The organism is Trinickia sp. LjRoot230 (assembly GCF_964253315.1).
Taxonomy (GTDB): Bacteria; Pseudomonadota; Gammaproteobacteria; order Burkholderiales; family Burkholderiaceae; genus Trinickia.
Genome location: NZ_CAXUQX020000001.1, coordinates 2,722,801 through 2,739,906, shown reverse-complemented (window position 1 = coordinate 2,739,906; position 17,106 = coordinate 2,722,801). Strand labels below are relative to the sequence as shown.

The 17,106-nt window shown below is 63.0% G+C and carries 13 protein-coding genes and 1 pseudogene; 7 read left to right on the top strand and 7 right to left on the bottom strand.

Annotation, left to right across the window (positions count from 1 at the left end; genetic code table 11):
• The 5 genes from ACSQ20_RS12485 to ACSQ20_RS12465 all read left to right on the top strand — a co-directional run bounded on the left by ACSQ20_RS12485 (nucleotide 1) and on the right by ACSQ20_RS12465 (nucleotide 2,511).
• Nucleotides 1-813 carry a 5'-methylthioadenosine/adenosylhomocysteine nucleosidase gene (locus ACSQ20_RS12485; RefSeq protein WP_436020351.1) on the top strand — a complete coding sequence of 271 codons (813 nt, stop codon included), beginning with the start codon at nucleotides 1-3 and terminating at the stop codon, nucleotides 811-813.
• A gap of 211 nt (nucleotides 814-1,024) precedes the next feature.
• Nucleotides 1,025-1,165 carry a hypothetical protein gene (locus ACSQ20_RS12480; protein WP_436020349.1) on the top strand — a complete coding sequence of 47 codons (141 nt, stop codon included), beginning with the start codon at nucleotides 1,025-1,027 and terminating at the stop codon, nucleotides 1,163-1,165.
• 120 nt (nucleotides 1,166-1,285) lie between these two features.
• Entirely contained in the window at nucleotides 1,286-1,519 is a 234-nt protein-coding gene (locus ACSQ20_RS12475) for a FitA-like ribbon-helix-helix domain-containing protein (RefSeq protein WP_436023068.1), read from the top strand.
• Nucleotides 1,506-1,922, top strand: coding sequence for a type II toxin-antitoxin system VapC family toxin (locus ACSQ20_RS12470; RefSeq protein WP_436020347.1), 417 nt, complete (start codon nucleotides 1,506-1,508; stop codon nucleotides 1,920-1,922). The genes ACSQ20_RS12475 and ACSQ20_RS12470 overlap by 14 nt, the downstream gene beginning before the upstream one ends.
• A 184-nt stretch (nucleotides 1,923-2,106) precedes the next feature.
• Nucleotides 2,107-2,511, top strand: coding sequence for a hypothetical protein (locus ACSQ20_RS12465; protein WP_436020345.1), 405 nt, complete (start codon nucleotides 2,107-2,109; stop codon nucleotides 2,509-2,511).
• A gap of 64 nt (nucleotides 2,512-2,575) precedes the next feature.
• On the opposite strand, the gene ACSQ20_RS12460 is transcribed toward ACSQ20_RS12465, so the two are convergent.
• Entirely contained in the window at nucleotides 2,576-3,820 is a 1,245-nt protein-coding gene (locus tag ACSQ20_RS12460; RefSeq protein ID WP_436020343.1) for an MFS transporter, read from the bottom strand.
• 316 nt (nucleotides 3,821-4,136) lie between these two features.
• On the opposite strand from ACSQ20_RS12460, the gene ACSQ20_RS12455 reads away from it, so the two are divergent.
• The gene (locus tag ACSQ20_RS12455; protein WP_436020341.1) at nucleotides 4,137-5,807 is read left to right on the top strand and encodes a methyl-accepting chemotaxis protein; all 1,671 of its coding nucleotides are present in this window, start codon (nucleotides 4,137-4,139) and stop codon (nucleotides 5,805-5,807) included.
• 418 nt (nucleotides 5,808-6,225) lie between these two features.
• On the opposite strand, the gene ACSQ20_RS12450 is transcribed toward ACSQ20_RS12455, so the two are convergent.
• From ACSQ20_RS12450 to ACSQ20_RS12440, 3 genes and pseudogenes are all read right to left on the bottom strand, one after another.
• Entirely contained in the window at nucleotides 6,226-6,954 is a 729-nt protein-coding gene (locus tag ACSQ20_RS12450) for an OmpA family protein (protein WP_436020339.1), read from the bottom strand.
• Nucleotides 6,955-7,021: 67 nt separating this feature from the next.
• On the bottom strand, nucleotides 7,022-11,755 hold the full coding sequence (locus ACSQ20_RS12445) for a YadA-like family protein (protein WP_436020337.1): 4,734 nt from the start codon (nucleotides 11,753-11,755) through the stop codon (nucleotides 7,022-7,024).
• Nucleotides 11,756-12,834: 1,079 nt separating this feature from the next.
• Nucleotides 12,835-13,204, bottom strand: a pseudogene (locus ACSQ20_RS12440) (YadA family autotransporter adhesin); the annotation flags it as partial.
• 200 nt (nucleotides 13,205-13,404) lie between these two features.
• Between ACSQ20_RS12440 and ACSQ20_RS12435 the strand changes: the two are divergent.
• Nucleotides 13,405-13,863, top strand: coding sequence for a hypothetical protein (locus ACSQ20_RS12435; protein WP_436020335.1), 459 nt, complete (start codon nucleotides 13,405-13,407; stop codon nucleotides 13,861-13,863).
• Here the strand turns inward: ACSQ20_RS12435 and ACSQ20_RS12430 are convergent.
• Genes ACSQ20_RS12430 through ACSQ20_RS12420 form a run of 3 tightly spaced genes read right to left on the bottom strand, consistent with a single transcriptional unit; the run spans nucleotide 13,832 to nucleotide 17,101 of the window.
• Nucleotides 13,832-14,692 carry an efflux RND transporter periplasmic adaptor subunit gene (locus tag ACSQ20_RS12430; protein WP_436020333.1) on the bottom strand — a complete coding sequence of 287 codons (861 nt, stop codon included), beginning with the start codon at nucleotides 14,690-14,692 and terminating at the stop codon, nucleotides 13,832-13,834. The genes ACSQ20_RS12435 and ACSQ20_RS12430 overlap by 32 nt on opposite strands.
• Before the next feature lie 59 nt (nucleotides 14,693-14,751).
• On the bottom strand, nucleotides 14,752-14,952 hold the full coding sequence (locus ACSQ20_RS12425; protein ID WP_436020331.1) for a DUF1656 domain-containing protein: 201 nt from the start codon (nucleotides 14,950-14,952) through the stop codon (nucleotides 14,752-14,754).
• On the bottom strand, nucleotides 14,942-17,101 hold the full coding sequence (locus ACSQ20_RS12420; protein ID WP_436020329.1) for an FUSC family protein: 2,160 nt from the start codon (nucleotides 17,099-17,101) through the stop codon (nucleotides 14,942-14,944). Before ACSQ20_RS12420 ends, ACSQ20_RS12425 begins: the two co-directional genes overlap by 11 nt.
• Nucleotides 17,102-17,106 lie beyond the last annotated feature (5 nt).

Below are 17,106 nucleotides of genomic sequence, written 5' to 3'. Positions count from 1 at the left end.
ATGTACGACGATAAAAACAATCACGACAAGCGCGAGCGCGCGTTGCGTATGCCCGGTGCGCTCGGTGTACTGGCCGCTTTGCCGCAAGAGCTTGGCGATCTCGTCGATGCGATGCGCGCACAAGGCACGATGCGCACCGTGACGCTCGGTCGGCGCGATTACCACACAGGCAGCGTGCACGGCGTGCGCTGTGTCGTGACGCTGGCGCGCGTCGGCAAGGTGGCGGCTGCCGCCAGCGCCAGTGCGTTGATCCATGCGTTCGGCGTCGAAAAAATGGTGTTTACCGGCGTGGCGGGTGGTGTGGGCCGGCAAGTCCGCGTGGGTGACATCGTGGTGGCCGATGCGCTGATCCAACACGATCTCGACGCGTCTCCGCTATTTCCGCGCTATGAAGTGCCGTTGCTCGAACGGTCGCGCTTCGAAGCCGATACCGCGCTGACCGACCGGCTGGCGGCCGCTTGCGAGCGGTTTGTCGCCGACGAGGGCGCAGCGCTTGCAGAGCGCTTTGGCCTTGCCGGCATATGCGTGCACCGCGGGCTGGTTGCGAGCGGTGACCGGTTCGTGTCGAGCGCCGCCGAAGTGCGCGCGCTTGCCGAGGCGCTGCCGGACGCGCTTGCGGTTGAAATGGAGGGCGCGGCCATTGCGCAGGTCTGCTACGAGCACGACGTGGCTTGCGCGATCGTCAGAACGATTTCCGATACGGCCGATGACCACGCAACTGCGTCGTTCACCTCGTTTCTGACAGATATTGCCGGCGCTTATTCGTCGGGAGTGTTGCGGCGCTTTCTGGAGGCATACGCCGCCGTCGCGTAGCCGGGCCACCGCCACCGGAGGGCGCGGGGCTCACACAGAAAGGCAGCGCGTTCGAGCTAAGCGTCAAGCGCCGAGTCGACTTCGATGGTGAGACGGTCGAATACCTCGCGGCAGACAGCCTACAGAGCTATGTCACCAGTCTGTACCGCGCAGCAGGCCTCAGTGCCGGTCATAGCAGCCATAGTGGCCGCCGAACCTTTGCGAGCTCGCCTTGTCGCGCAAGGACTCGCTGGACACCGTTCAATTATTGCTCGGGCATTCGCACCTGGATCACGTCTCACCCAATCTGGACGTCACGGTGCGCGAGCAACTAGACGCGCTATCCGACTTCAATCACTTGGAATGGGACTGAAAAAAACTCCGCAATGAGCCGATATCAGTTAAGAACCGCATTGCGTATTCGATGATATCAATGCTTGCATTCCTCCGTCCTATTGCTATCATTGATAGCAACATCACAGGAGTTACTGCAATGGCAAATCTTTTGGTGCGCAACGTGGACGACAGCTTGGTCCAGAGTTTGCGCGAGCTGGCCGCTGCTCATGGCCGCAGCGCCGAAGCCGAGCATCGCGAAATACTCGCAAAGGCTTTGCGCAAGCCCAAGCGTAAAAGCTTCGCGGAAGTGTTGAGGGGGATTCCAAACGTCGGTGCGGATTCGGATTTTGAGCGCGTCGATGACGGCGAGGCATCGCGTGTATTTGGTTGATACGAACGTTATCAGCGAGGTCAGAAAACGGGACCGCGCGAACAAAGGGGTGCGTGCTTTCTTCCGCCGAGCAATGCGAGAGGACAGCGATATTTATTTGTCTGTGGTTACTGTTGCGGAATTGCGCCGTGGGGTCGAGTTGATCCGACACCGGGGCGACACGCAGCAGGCGACAATCCTCGAAACGTGGCTCGGGGCAATCATGGCTGACTTTGCCCAAAATGTTCTGTCTGTAGACGAAGAAATCGGCCAGCTATGGGGACGGCTCCGGGTGGCTCATCCAGAGCATGCCTTGGACAAACTGATTGCGGCCACGGCTTTGATTCATGACCTGACCGTTGTGACGCGCAACGTCGAGGATTTTGCAGGAACAGGGGTTAGGTTGTTGAATCCCTTTGACTAAAGGAAAACGCCGTCGGTGCCGACACACGGGAAAGGACGTAACTGCGGTATCGCATGCTAAAAATTGGAGCAAGCCCACCGGCGTGGACGAGGCGGCGATCGTCGAACTCATTAAGAGTTGTAGTTCTCTGGTCGCAAATATCGACGAACAGGTGCAGTATTCAACGGAAGCAAGATAGGAAAACATGAGCCTGAACGCATTCCTCCTCGTGCTTCTTTGCAGTGCATTTGGCAGTGCTGTTGGCGCGTTTCTGCGCAGCTACTTTGTCACGAAGGGGCAGAATCTCGCAACTCGTGAAGACATCGCTGGAATCACGCAGGCACAAGAAGATATCAGACACCAATTCAATGTGCTGATCGAAGAGTCAAAGCAAAAACTTGCTCTGCGAACACTCGTGGCCGACAAACGCTTGGAGGCTCACCAGGGCGCCTTTAAGCGAATCAAGAAGTTACTCTCCGCCGGTAAGGACACGGGGGTCATTGATGAGATTTACGCGTGGATGGACGACAACTGCTTGTATCTCGGCGCCGAAGCACGGAAAGCCGTTTGGGCCGAACGATCGCATCGGGCGTCGGGGCATTTAGCGTAGGGCTTCAACCGCGAAATACGGATAATCCCCCCCAAAAAAAGCGGCCCCGGTGGGCCGCTACGCATCACGCCTTGGCGCGTTTGGATTCGAGGTCCGGCAGTAGAATCGTCAGCACGCCGATCAGCGGCAAGAACGAGCAGACCTTGTAGACGTAGGCAATGCTGGTGGCGTCGGCCAGATTGCCGAGTACCGCCGCGCCGACGCCGCCGAGGCCGAAGGCGAAGCCGAAGAACAGCCCCGCGACCATGCCGACCTTGCCGGGAATCAGCTCCTGCGCATAGACGAGGATGGCCGAGAATGCCGAGGCCAGCACGACGCCGATGATGACGACGAGCACGTTGGTCCAAAAGAGATTCGCGTACGGCAGCAGCAACGTGAACGGCGCCACGCCGAGAATCGAAGCCCAGATCACATATTTTCGCCCGATGCGGTCTCCGATCGGCCCGCCGATGATCGTGCCGGCCGCCACGGCTGCGAGGAATACGAACAGGTGGATCTGCGCGGCCTGCACGCTCAGATGGAACTTGTCGATCAGATAGAACGTGAAGTAGCTGTTGATACTCGCGAGATAGAAATACTTCGAGAACACGAGCAGCACGAGCACGCCGATGGCGAACGCCACGCGCTGACGAGACAACTCCGGATGGCCCACGCGGGCGCCGCCTTTTTTCTTGGTGGCGGGGTGCCGGCTGTACCAGCGGCCGATGTTCGCCAGCACGACGATGGCGACGAGCGCGGCGACCGAAAACCAGGCGATGCTGCGCTGCCCGTGCGGAATGATGATCAGCGCCGCCAGCAGCGGCCCGAGCGAGCTCCCGACGTTGCCGCCCACCTGGAACAGCGACTGCGCGAGCCCATAGCGGCCGCCCGAGGCCATGCGCGCCACGCGCGAGGATTCCGGGTGGAACACCGACGAACCGCAGCCGACGAGCGCTGCCGCTAAAAGCAACATCGGAAAGTTCGGCGCGACCGACATCAGCAGCAGGCCCGTGAGCGTGAAGCCCATGCCGACCGGCAGCGAATAGGGCATCGGACGCTTGTCCGTGTAATAGCCCACGAGCGGCTGCAGTAGCGACGCGGTGATCTGATAGGCGAGCGTGATCAGGCCGATCTGCATGAACGACAGCGAGAAGCTCGCCTTGAGCATCGGATAGATCGCCAGAATCAGCGATTGGATCATGTCGTTCATCAGATGCGAGAAGCTGATCGCACCGAGCACCGAATAGGCGGTGCGCACAGGCGCGCCGCCGGCGGCGACCGAGGACGGCATCGCGGCCGCGGCTTGCGTCGCAAGAGCATTTTTCTGCATGCGGGACATCCTGAAAAAAAGAAGGGCCGCCAGCTTTCGGCCGGCGATGGCACGTGCAAAGTACGACGGAGCTACGACGAAGCTACGGCGAAGCGGCGAATCGATACCCGCCAGTGTAATTTGTCTCAAATAGAGTGTTCGGACATTATTTGTCGTGTTTGAGACATCTGTTGTGAAGAAAAGCATGCAGGCCGGGTTTCCCCGGGCATCTTGGCCCTAAAGAAAGATCGGTGCGATGCCGTTGAACTGCGGGAGGCAGCTGCATCGGCTGCTCGCACTGCCCACGAGGCGGGTGCGTCATAAGAAGGGGGTTCGAATGAAGGCAGTCTCGCTGCGCAAGCATCCGGGCGCGGGGTTTGTATCAGACAGCGAAGGGACCGGCGGCCGGTCGCAAAAGAGGGCTGCACTTACGAGGCTCAGCGGTTTGTCTGTGAAGGCATCGTTGCGGCTCGCCTTTGCCGTGCTTTTGCTCGGCACGCTGGCAATCGGCATTTTCGCGTTGACGCAAATCAGCCGGCTCAACGATTCCTCACAATCGATTTACGACCAAGGACATGTCGCCAGCCGGGCGGCCGAGGAGATCCGCGGTAATCTGCTGCGTGCCAGCCGCGCCCAGAAAATGCTGCTCACGGCTACGACGGCCAAGGAGCGCGACGAACTCGGCACCGAGATCGACAAAGGGCTTGCTGCCATCACAGGCCAACTCGATACCCTCAAGCAATATACCGACGGTGCAGATAACGTCGAGCTGGCGCAGCAAAAGGCGCTGGCGGCGGCGGTCTCGGCATGGAGCGCTCATCTGCGCGATTTTGTCACGCTCGTGAAGGCGCAATCGCTCGATCTTTCCCAGATGAATTGGCAAGTCGGCATGCAGGACGTCTCGTTGCTCGTCGAGACCGGCAAGCTCGAAAAGCTCGTCGATGCGCTCGTCGCCGAGCGCGGCGCGCAGGCCAAGGCGACGATTGCGGCGTCCGCGTTCATCTTCAAATCGTCGTTCGTGATGATGGCAGCCATGACGGCCGCATTGATCGGCGTGGCGATGGTCGTTAGCGAATGGGTGGTGCGGCGCCTCACGCGTCAACTCGGCGGGGAGCCCGGATACGCGAAGGATATTGCCAGCAAGATTGCCGCCGGCGACCTTTCGCATCCGATCGCGCTGGGCAGGAAAGACAGCTCGAGTCTGTTGTTCGCGCTCTCCGATATGCAGACCGGGCTTGCCTCGACGGTGGGCGAGATCGCCAGCAGTGCCGAAGCGATTGCGTCGGCGGCCGGTGAGATCTCGATGGGCAACCTCGACCTGTCGCGGCGCACCGAGCAACAAGCGCTCTCGCTCGAGCGTACCGCTTCCAGCATGGAGGAGCTGACGTCGACGGTGCGCCAGAACGCCGATAACGCCAAGCAGGCGAGCACGCTCGCCAACAATGCGTCCGAGATTGCGTCGACGTGCGGCTCCGTTGTGTCGCGTGTTGTCACGACGATGGGCGAGATCAACGAAAGCGCGCGGAACATCGGCGACATCATCGGCGTGATCGACGGCATTGCATTCCAGACGAACATCCTCGCGCTCAACGCGGCGGTGGAAGCGGCGCGCGCGGGAGAGCAGGGGCGCGGGTTCGCCGTCGTCGCCGGGGAGGTCCGCTCGCTCGCGCAGCGCAGCGCCGCAGCCGCGAAGGAAATCAAGACGCTCGTCAATACGTCGCTCGAGCGGGTGGGCAATGGCTCGAGCCTTGCGGGCGATGCCGGCCGCACGATGGACGAGGTCGTGAAGGCGGTCAAGCGCGTGACTGACATCATGGGCGAAATTTCGGCTGCGTCGTCGGAGCAAAGCGCCGGCATCGAGGAAATCAATCAGGCTGTGACGCAGATGGACGAGGGCACGCAGCAAAATGCGGCGCTGGTCGAGGAAGCGACTGCCGCGGCGCGCTCGCTCGACGATCAGGCGAAAGCGCTCAAGGCGCTCGTGGGGCATTTCAGGTTGCGTGATTGAGGTGGTTTGCGCGGGCTGATTGATGTCCGTGCTGCTGCGCTTGGCCGTTATCGCGTGCCGGCCCCTTCCCGCGTCCCGGCGCACTCGAACGCATGACGCTGACCGTCATAAATTCAGGCGTTTCGCTAATCGCCTTGTGTGTCTTCTCGACGCCTTTGGCGGTGCGCGAGTAGCCAAACAAGCGGACGCGTGAACACTATCGCAGGAGCGGTGCCGGCACGTCGGCGATAAGCGAATTGTGCCGACCGTCGTAGGCGGTGACTGATACAAGCACCAAAGTGGTGTCCATCAGGTTCGCGTGGCATCAACTACATGGGTGATGCTCGCCGTCCCTTGAGGGAGAGAGCATGCCCTTGCATTGGATGAACATGCGCTTGATCAAGGACGTTTTACGACCCAGATCTCAGGGCGGCTCACATCACTTGCGCCGCTGAACTGTGATCGATACATAGCGATCCTGTTGCAGACACGTAATCAGCGCGCGAGCGTCGCCATTCGCGCAGTGCGTCCTCGGCTGGCTCGAGCCCACGCCCTTCGCGTGAATGATGCTGCCGTCCAACCCGTGTGCAACGAGATAGTCGCGTACGGTGTTGGCCCGCGCTTGCGACAACGGCGCGTTGAGCGACTCGGGACCGAGCCTATCGGTATGGCCCACGACCGTGATTGCGCTCACCTGCTCGTGCTGGCGGATGCGCACGGCGATCTCGTCGAGTTTGGCTTTTGCGGACGGCAACATGGACTCAGGCGCCGACTTGCCGAACGGGAACAGCGCATCGCTTTCCAGCGCGAAATTCTCCAGCGTGGCTGCTTCAGTAGCGACCGCACCGGTTTCGGCGGGCGTCGTACTGCTGACCTCCTGGCCGCATTGGAAGAGCAGAACGCGCGGGTCGCTCCGTGTGTCGTTGGCAGCGCGAACCACATCGATTTTGTCGATCGGTTGAACCGGCTTGTCGCCGCAGATACGTCGCGCGACGTCCATGCAGGTCGACGCACTCTCGAACAGTCCGTGGCACTCGGCACGGTATGTTCTCGCGCTGTTGCTCGAATCGACCGAATAGGCGTTGAAGGTCGGACCACTCGCTGCCGTGCATCCGGTCACGAGAAGCACGGCGGCAGATAGAAGGCTTGCGAAAAAGAGTCGGTTCATCCGGTACTCCATAGACTGTGTGTGGCGAAGAATGCGGGACGCGCCCCTGCGGCCCCGCCTCTACGACTTACCATTGCATGGCCGCGCCGACGCCGACCGTCGTGCCTCCGGGGCTCATGCCAACACCGGCTTTCATCTTCAGGTTCTCCGTCAGGCGTGCCGTGCCGCCGATCGCCACCGCCTGATATCCGCGAAAGCCCGCCGTGCCGATACCGAGCGACAGTGTTTTGTCCTTGTCCACTTCCGGAATCATCGTGAGCGCGGTCGCCGCCGCAATACCCGAATACGCATTGCGCGCGGTCGAGTTGATGCCGTTCTGCAGGTCGTTCATGCGCGCATCGGTATAGGCGTTGGCCTGAGACAGCGTGGCATTCAACTGTTGGACGTTGACTGCATCCGTAGGCGCGGTGCCGGCTGCAACATTGATGACCTGCCGATTGGTTTCAGCGGAGCCGACTGCTACCACATTCGTGCGGCCGCCGTCGTTGCTATTCGCGCCGACCGCCGTCGATCCGGCGCCCGTCGACGTGGCCCCGGCCCCCAGCGCGGTCGAATTGTTGCCCGACGCGTTCGAGCCGTTGCCCACCGCTGAACTGTTGGTGCCGGACGCCACAGCACCCTGTCCACCCGCCGAGGAGTTCGACCCTGACGACGCAGGCGGCGTCGGCGTGCCGGGCGACGACGAGAAACTGCCGCCGTTGTTGGTCGTCTGCTGCGTGATGAGTGTGGTCAATCGGTTTGCCACCGCATCGAGCTGCGATACATTGACGGCGTCGGTGCCGGCCTTGCCGGCCGCGAGGCCGGTGATCTGCCGGTTGCCAACATTCACTTCGCCCGCCGACGACTGCGGGCTGCTCAGTCCGTACGCGATGTAATTGCTCAAAGCGCCGACCGTTGTAAGCGAACCGGCTCCGAGGGCGACGCTGTTCGCGAACGACGCGCTCGCACCGGCGCCCAACGCGAGTGCGTCGATTGCGGTGCTGTGCGAGCCTGAGCCGATTGCGATGGAACCGGCGTTCGCTGCGCTGGCATTCGCGCCTTGAGCAATAGACTGTGCGCCGCTTGCCACCGAGCCGCTGCCCACAGCAATCGCATCAGCCTGCGCGGAATTCGCAGCCTGACCGATTGCAACGCCGCCCGGCGCGGTCGAGTCGACGATTGCGCCGTTTCCCATGCCCACGCCGTTGTCGCCGTTGACCACTGTCGTCGGGCCAACGGCAATCGACTCGGCGCCGACCGCAAGCGAGTCCGCTGCCGTCGAGTTCGCGTGGAAGTACATCTGCCCGGTCACCGCAAAGGACGAGAGTGCGCCGGCCAACTGCCGGACAGTTACGGCGTCGTGCGCCTGCGTGCCGTCGGCGACATTCGTCAACTGTCGATACGTATTGCCGCTTGCGCTGCCGAACGACACGGCGCCGAGCAGCGTCTGGTCCGCGGTGTTAAACGGGATCGAATGCGTGCCATTGGCAATCGAGCCGACGCCCGACAGCACCGCGCGGTCGGACACTGAGCCCGAGCCAATCGCGACGCCGCCCGCCACCGATGCACTCGACAGCGCGCCAAGCGCAACCGCGTTGTCCGCGAGCGCGGAAGCGCCGTTGCCGCCGGCGAAGCTGCTCGCGCCGCTCGCCGTCGCTGCCACGCCCGCCGCCAGCGCGTTCAGACCAGTGGCGCCGTTATTGTTGTAGTTGCCGCCTTGCGTGCCGCCGTCGTTGACGCTGTAGTAGTGCGTTTTGTCGGCGGCGACAGTGGTCGCGAGCGCGTCGATCGCCTGATTGCTCTGATACAACTGCGAGCCGTTCACGGCGTCCGTGCTGCTTGCGCTCAGGCTGCCCGCCGCCACGTTCTGGATTTGCCGCTCGGCACCTACCGCGCCCACGCTTACGACGCTGGTCGGATTGGCGCCCGCGAAGCTGTATACGGTCCCGTTGATCGTCGCGCTGCCCGTCGGCGTGGCGGTGCCGGTCTGCGAGCCGGACCCGAGCGCGACATCGCCCGTGTTGTTGGCGACCGCGTTCGGGCCTATCGCGACGCTGTCGGTTCCGAGTGCCTGGCTGTCCGGCGCCGTCGAGTTCGCGTGGAAGTACTTGATGCCGAGCGCGCTGCCGCCGCCGGTGATGGCGGTGATGAGATTCTGCACCGAGGTATAGGTGTTGCCGCCGTAGCTGAGGCTGGTGGTCAGCGCCCCGGTCGTGCTGTTGTACGTGGTGCCGCCGCCGAAGCTCGAGGCCACGCTGTTACCCAGGTTCGTCACCTGGCTGCCTATCGTGTTGATGGCGGTATCGGCGGCGAAAAGCTGCGAGCCGTTCACGGCGTCCGTGCTCGACCCACTCACGCGCCCGGCCGCGACGTTGGTCAGCTGACGCGGCGCGGCCGAGGTGCCGACGCTGACCACGCCCGCGGGCGCTCCGCCCGCGTAGATGACGCTCGTGCCGTTGATGGTGCCGCTGGCGGTGGGCACCGCGGCCGACGTGACCGTCGACCCTTGGCCCAGCGCCACATTGGAACCGGTGACGCCGCTCGCGATGCTCGCGCCCTGGCCCAGCACGGTGGAATTTGCCACGCCGTTATCGGTGGACTGATTGCCGACGACGAGCGAGGCCGCGCCGGTCGCGGAAGCGCCGAAGCCGCCGGCTGCGGCATTCGCACCGGAGGAAACCGGCTGCGTCGACGTGACGGAGTTGTTGGACACGAACGGGCCTACGGTGCCGCTCGTCAGACTGTCGACCGCCTGGTTGGTCGCATACAGTTCGCTGCCGTTCACTGCGTCCGTGCTCGTCGCGTTCACGCGGCCCGCGGCGAGATTCGTGAGCGTGCGCTCATTGCCCACCGAGCCGATGCTCACCGTGCTGCCGGGCGTCGTGCCTTGCACTGCGCGTGTGACGCCGCCCACGGTGACGGTCGCCGTGTCGACCGCTGCCGCAGTGGTGCTGCCGGAGCCGAGCGCCACTGCGTTCGCATTGGTCGCCGACGCGCCCGCGCCTAACGCAATCGCGCCGCCCAGGTTCGCCACTGCTGAGTCGCCGAGCGCGAGCGCACTCGCGCCCGTTGCGTTGCTCGCGTTGCCGAGCGCGACGGCGCCCTGGCCGCTCGCCGTGTTGCCGTTGCCTTGCGCGAGCGCGCCGTTGCCGGTTGCCGTGTTGTCGGCGCCTACCGCGATTGCGCCATTGCCCGTTGCGCTATTCGGATCGCCGATGGCAACCGCGCCGTTGCCGCTGACTGTCTGCGCTTGACCGAGCGCGACAGCACCGGTGCCGCTCAACACTTGAGAGTTGTGGCCGCCGGCAATCGAACCGGCACCCGCGCTCGCCGATACTGTGTTGCTGTCGCCAATGGCTACGGTCGACGCGGCCAGGGCTTGCGACGTAAAGCCGATAGCCGTCGCATTACCGTTGCTTGCCGCCGCCTGGTTGCCCAACGCAACAGCACTGCTTCCCGACGCCGATGCATTGGTGCCCATCGCGATGGCGTTTGCATTGGCGCCCGTGCCGGCTGAATCGCCTATCGCAATCGACGAGGAACCCGCCGAACTCGCGCCGGAGCCGATCGCAATCGCGCGAATGCCTGAGGCCGCGGCGCCGCCGACGGCCGCCGGCGCAGACGAACCGCCCTGCGCGACGGAGTCCGACGCACCGAGTGCTATTGCGTTGGCACCGCTGGCGCTCGAGCCGTTCATCATCCCGAGCGAATTGAGTCCCGAGGCGGTAGCTCCCGCCCCTAGTGCCACTGCGTTCTGCGCAGTGGCCGCAGCCACTGTACCCGCCGCCAGCGAAGAGGGGCCGGTTGACTTCACATCCGTGCCGACGGCAATGGCCCCCGCCGCGGTTGCGCCCGTGCCCGCAGTGTTACGCGCCCCCAGATACACGGCGTTGAGGCCGCTGGCGATAGACTGGAAGCCGACAGCAACGGCATGCGTCCCGGAGCCGCTGGCGATATAACCCATCGCGACCGCTGCTGCTCCGCTCCCCACCGCCTGGAAGCCGAAGGCAGTGGCATAGTCGCCGGTAGAAGTAACGTCAGTGCCAATCGCAACGGACGACAGTCCGGTCGAACCGGTGCCCGCGCCGGTGCGCGCGCCCAGATAGATCGCGTTGACACCGGCGGCACTGGCTCCCGCACCCACCGCTACTCCGTTGGTTTGCGAACCGATGGCTCCACTGCCCACGGCCACCGCGCCCGAAGCGGCAGCGCGTGAACTCGCGCCCATCGCGACGCCGTTGTCCCCAGTCGCCTTCGCTAGGGGGCCGACCGCGGTCGAGACGTTACCGCTGGAAACTGCGTCAAGGCCGATACCAATGGCCGACGTTCCGCTAGCGGTGACATCCGTACCGATGCCAATCGCCGCCGACGCGGTCGCGCCCGTACCGGCAGCAGTGCGGGCGCCCATGTAAATGGCGTTGGTAGCAGCCGCAATGGCCTGAAAACCGACCGACAACGCATTGATTCCCGTACTGTTGGCGCCATAACCTACCGCAGTGGCTCCGCCCCCACTGGCTGCCGACTGAAATCCCACGCACGTGTTGCTGCCGCTATAAAAATTGTAGGGCGCCGTGGAGCAGCTCACCTGGGCCTGCGCCTGCGCGCTCCATCCGCCCACACCCATTGCGAGCAGCACCGTCAGCACGCGCGGATTCGCACCATGCGGCGCGAGAGACCGGCACTCGCCGCGTTCACCGTTGCGTCCATCGCACACTGAGGCAGCCGCCCCTGACTTTCCCTTGCCGCCCGACGTGTCCAACTCCGACGCCGCGACGAATGCGCGCAGCGCGTTGTTCCAGATGGTCCGATATGCCCTGTTCATGTCGTTATCTCTGAATTATTGAAATGCGAAGTTCGTAAGCACGAGCGTGCGCCCGCCTCCCGTTATTTAGGATGCCTAACTACTGCGTTTAGAACGTCTGTCAGGGGCGAACTTCTTTAGCGCTGGAGTTGCCGAAGTCGCTTATGACCTTGATGCACGACGAACGGTCAGCGCGAGCAAAGAGCGCTTCGCGCACGATGAATTCGCGTGCTTTAAATGAAAAGCGAACCTCAATCAGATATCCGGCTTTCCGACGAGCTGACCGCTGAGGCAATCGATGGATTGCCGAGCTATGAAGGCCCAAACGGACACGGAATAGCGACAGCAATTGGGCGGAGGAGGGCCAATTGCCCGCCCTGAGATTGTTGTTTTGCCAAGCATGCGCCCGGACGCTTTCCGGCTCGGATACTCATAGTTGCCTGCCCTTGATGTCGCATCATTTCGTTTCGCCGGCGCTTAATGGCTCAATGGTCTTATGCCATGCGACCACTATGTGAGACGAGGGTCGACCTACTCGCGTTAGATATGGTGGCTCGCACGACGTACTGCGGAAGAAAAAGAAAGTTGTTGCTCACGGGAACTTTCTCATAAGGCTTTTCATTTGTCCACAGAAAGCCCGTGACTACTTCCGTTATTGCAATATTTAACAATGCGCAAGTCTGAAGTCCAACACTTGATCTGCTCTGGTGTTGTGCATGTGTTCCAGCAAGTGTCAGCAGTTGCAGCCTGAAGAGCGGGGGACGATCGCAAGTCTGAAGCAGCAGGGGGGAGCGTGCGGGTCATTGCGCGCCCTCCTGCCAGACCGGTTCATTGGGCTCGTATACATTTTTTAATGTATTTCTCGCTAAATCATTCAGGCCGACCAATGCTCTTTTTGTTGCTATTTCGCGCGAATCCAAGCAGTAATCTTTACAGCAGACTCTGCTCACGGAAAGGGGGCGCTAATTGACGGCAATCATCCAAGCGGCTGTCTTTGTATGTGCAGACCACTCGTCCGTCAATGGCCAATTGAATGTGACAACAATAAGTCCATTGCGAAGTCTGCGTAACGCGGGACATCGCAGCGGCTTCACAACATACCCGACTGCCATCGCGCTCTGTCCGCCGTAGGTTCCCGCACCGAGTGCTACGACCTTCTCTCCGGCAACACGGCTTGCGGCAGATTCGCCATTGCAATGGCGCTCGCCGAGCCAGCGTTCGCGTCGCGGCGATACTTCTGCATATCGTCTCGAACCCAGTTGGCTGTGCTATTCAATTGGCGCACGTTCACGGCGTCGGTCGAAGCCGTACCGTCTGCAACGTTGGTGATCTGACGCTCAGCACCCGGCGCACCGACCGAAACGTGTTGTTCCGGTCTGCGACTGAACTTGCACCCAAGGCAATCGACTTGTTCGCCGTGACCTGAGAATTCGCACCAACTGCAGTTCCGTTCGTGCCGGTGACATTCGAACGCGTTGCAAATCAGCAACCACTGCACGTCCGCAAAACACACGCTACAATGCGAAGCGGGCGCGGCAGGGCGCCCGTTCTCGCAAAAGCCATCCGCACCTGTCATCAGCGGTCCTAGCAATCAGCTATTCCTGTCGGACGCATAGCAACGTCGAACCTTTGAGCCGTAGCGAGAGCGGCGCAGCTAAAGGAGAACGTTTATGTGGTCCACCGTTTCCCCGATCCGTTCGGATCTTTCGCACGTCGAATTCTTGCGCCGCCATGCGCGCCGTCTGCTGCGGGCAGTTCGCGCCGACGCGAGCCGTGCGCTGCCTGTCTTGCGGCGGATCCAGGCAGCAGACGTCATCCCCGCTCACACACTCGCAGCGCTTTACGTTGCCCGCGACGCCGTGCGGCTCAAACACATCCTCAATATGCTGGCCGCCGAGCTGGGCTACGCAGATTGGGCGGCTTGCAAACGCGATGTCGATACCCTCGAGACCGCACGACTCGATGCGCTACGGTTCGACGCAGGACTCTTCGGCGACTTCGCAACGAACTGGTTCGCGGGCGAAGTCGAGGCACGCGCATGGCAACGAGAGCACGGCGGGTACGTCGTGCGTTACGGCAAGCAGGCAGTGGCGATCCTCAACTCGGCGACACGACAACCGTGCACGTAATACCCGCGGCGAGCACGACGCCGGCCGGCACCCGGTCGATATGGATGCGTACCGGCACGCGTTGTGCCAGCCGCACCCAATTGAACGTGGGGTTCACATCCGCAACGAGTTCGCGGCTGACCGGATTGTCGCGATCGTAAATGCCGCGCGAGATGCTCTCGACATGGCCTTCAAGCGTGCCGCCGCTCATCAGGCGGATGCGCGCCTTGTCGCCGACTTTCAAGCGCGGCAGCTTCGTTTCTTCGAAATAGCCATTGACCCAGAATGAATCGCTTCCGACGATGGCGAGCTTCGGCGTGCCGGCCGTCGCGTAATCGCCGCGATAGACCGAGAGATTCGTCACGTATCCGTCGATTGGCGAGAAGACCGTCGTGCGCGCCAGATTGAGCTTCGCCGCATCGAGTGTCGCAAGCGCCTGCCGGTATTGCGCCTCGGCGCTTGCCGCCGATTGCAACGCGTTTTCGCGGCTTTCCTTCGACACGACGAGGTTGTCCAGGTCGGCGCGCCGCAACGCGTCGGCGCGGCGCATTTGCCACTCGGCACGACGCGCGGCCACCGTTGCCGCGGCTTGCTCCACGGCCACTTGATAGTGCGATGGATCGATGCGCATCAACACCTCGCCTTTGCGGACGTGGGCGTTGTCAGTCACCGGCAGCGCGAGCACGGCGCCCGAGACGTCCGGTGCAATATTGACGATTTCGGCTCGCACGCGCGCGTCGCGTGTCCACGGCTCGTCCATGTAATGGACCCACAGAGTGCGGCCGGTCGCCAGCGCGGCGATAAAGATGGCCGCCGTCGCAACAAAGCCAATCAATTTTCTCGTTGTCATGGTTCGGCTCGATCGATAAAGGGTAAACAAACGGCAAAGCGTGATGGGCAACGGAAGTATCAACGGTAGACGGCAAGCCCAAGCGCGCCGCAGATGCCGACCAGCACACTTGCTCTGAACAGCGACGGATGCCAGACGAAGCGATACAGGCCCGTTGTCGCAAGCAGGCGGTCGGCGATCCAGGCGAGCGCCGCGGAAGCGATGCAAAGCGGCACCATTGCGGGCACGTAGGCCCCAAAAATGACAAGCTCACGTGGCATGCGTTGCTCCTTGGCCCGCGGCGAGCGGGGAATGCGGGTCGATCAGCGCCGTGCGCATGAAATGCAGATAGCTGATGATTCGCTGCAACCGATGCCGCTCGTCGCGTGGCGGCGCAAACGCGGCGAGCGTTTGTCGGGTCGCGGCGGTGGCGTCCACGCAGGCTGCCAGCGCAGCGTCGAGCCGCGCTTCGCCCGGTCGCGAAAAAAGTGCGGCAAGCTCGCGCTCGACTGTCGCGATGCTGCGTCGCCACGGCATCGTCGGCGCATAGCGAGGATCAGCCGGCAATGCTTGCAACTCGCGCCGCAAATCGATGACGGCATGCCCGGTTTCGAGCACGGCAAATAGCCACGCCAGCGTTTGTTGGCGCGCGGCGGGTTCGCCTTCGGCCACCGCGTAGGCCTGAAATGCGATGTCGCGGGCGCGGCTTTCGAAGCGTGCACGCACGCGGGCCAACGGCGCGCGACAAGCGAGCACGACTTGGCGGCGCAAGTCAGCAATCAGGTGCTCGCGCAGCCATCGCGTCGACGGCGGCAGCAGCACCGCGAATGCGAGTGCGCAGGCAAGCATCGAGAGAATCAGTGCGAGCGCGGTGTCGGCGAAGCCTGCCGGATCGTAATGCATCAGATTGTCGGGGCCGGCCAGCACGCAAAAGAAAATGCAATAACCGGCACCGATGCCGGCCCACTTGCGCCGCGTCGCGATGAACACACCGAGCGCGAGCGGCGGCGCGAGTACCACGCATAGCAGCGCAAGCCCATCGATGTGCGGATAGACGCCGAACACGACAGCAAAGCCGAAAACGGTTGCGAGCACGGTGCCGATCGTCATCTGCATGGCCCTACGGGCCGGTTTCGGCGAAGACGACGCAAGCGCGCAAACGGCCGCGGCATTGAGTACGAGCGTGGCGCCGCTCGGCCACGCCGTCGCGATCCAGAATGCGCTTAGCACCGCCATCACGATGGCCCCGCGTACGCCAGCGACGATTGTGACGATCGCGCTCGCCTTCGGTTCGTAGCGCTCGGGCGTGCGCTCGCGCCCGTGCGTGGTCGAAGCGAGCGACGCATAGGTGAGCGCGTAGGCATGCATGTCGTCGACGAACCGATAGAACAGCTCGGAGGCGGTATCGAAATCGAGCAGCGCCGCGTCGGGTTGTTGCGCGAGATCGGCGCGCGTGGCCCGCACGCGGTCCGGCAATGCGGCCTTGTAAGCGGCGAGCCGATCAGCCGCGCGCTCGGCGTCGTGCGCGCGTAAGATCGGCGCGCCAGGCGTATAGACGAGCGGTGCAAGTTCGGCGAAATACGGCTCGAGCGCGGCGACGCTCGCCTGTGCGGCGGCTTCGCGCAGACGATTCATCAGTTGATGCAGGGTATGAAAGCGCGTCGATGCGCTCATGAACTCGCTGTTCAGCCGCGCGAGGCGGCCGCTGCGCGCGCGAGCATCGTGGCTCTCGAAGACGGCGATGCTGCGCATCGCTTCGAAGCCGACGATTTCGGCAAGAAAACGTGCATTCGTCCGCTCGATTTGCTCGCGCGCCAGCGTGCCGCCCAACGCCGCTGCCACATATTCGACGAAGCGCGAAAAACGCGCGCGCACTGCGCTGCGCATTTGCTCGCTGGCATGCTCGGGCAGGATCAACGCACTGACGAAGCCCGCGCACAGCACGCCGAGCGTGACTTCGGCCGCGCGCGTGAGCGCCGCGAGAAACGCGCCGTCGGGGTGCTGCGCGGCCGGCACGCCGATCAGTGCTGCAGTGTAGCCGGCGAGCAAAAAGCCATATGAGCGGAAGTTGCGGTTGCGGGCCGCGCCGGCCGTGCAAATGCCGGTCCATAGCGCGAGCGCCGCGAGAAAAAGTTCGGGCTGCTGCGCGAAAAGCCCCACCAGTGTCAGCGTGGCCACAAGCCCGACGAACGTGCCGGCAATCCGGTAGAAGCTCTTCGCCAGCACCGCGCCGCTTTGAGGCTGCATGACGATGAATACCGTCGTCATGGCCGTGCGCGGTTGCGGCAAATCGAGCCGCAGCGCGATGGCGAGCGCGAGAAATGCCGCTAACAGCGCTTTGGCGATATGGGCCCAGGTGCGCCCCTCGGTCAACCACCAATCGGAAAACGCCGCGTTAAAGGAGAAGGGAAGGCTTGCTTTATCGGACATGGCAG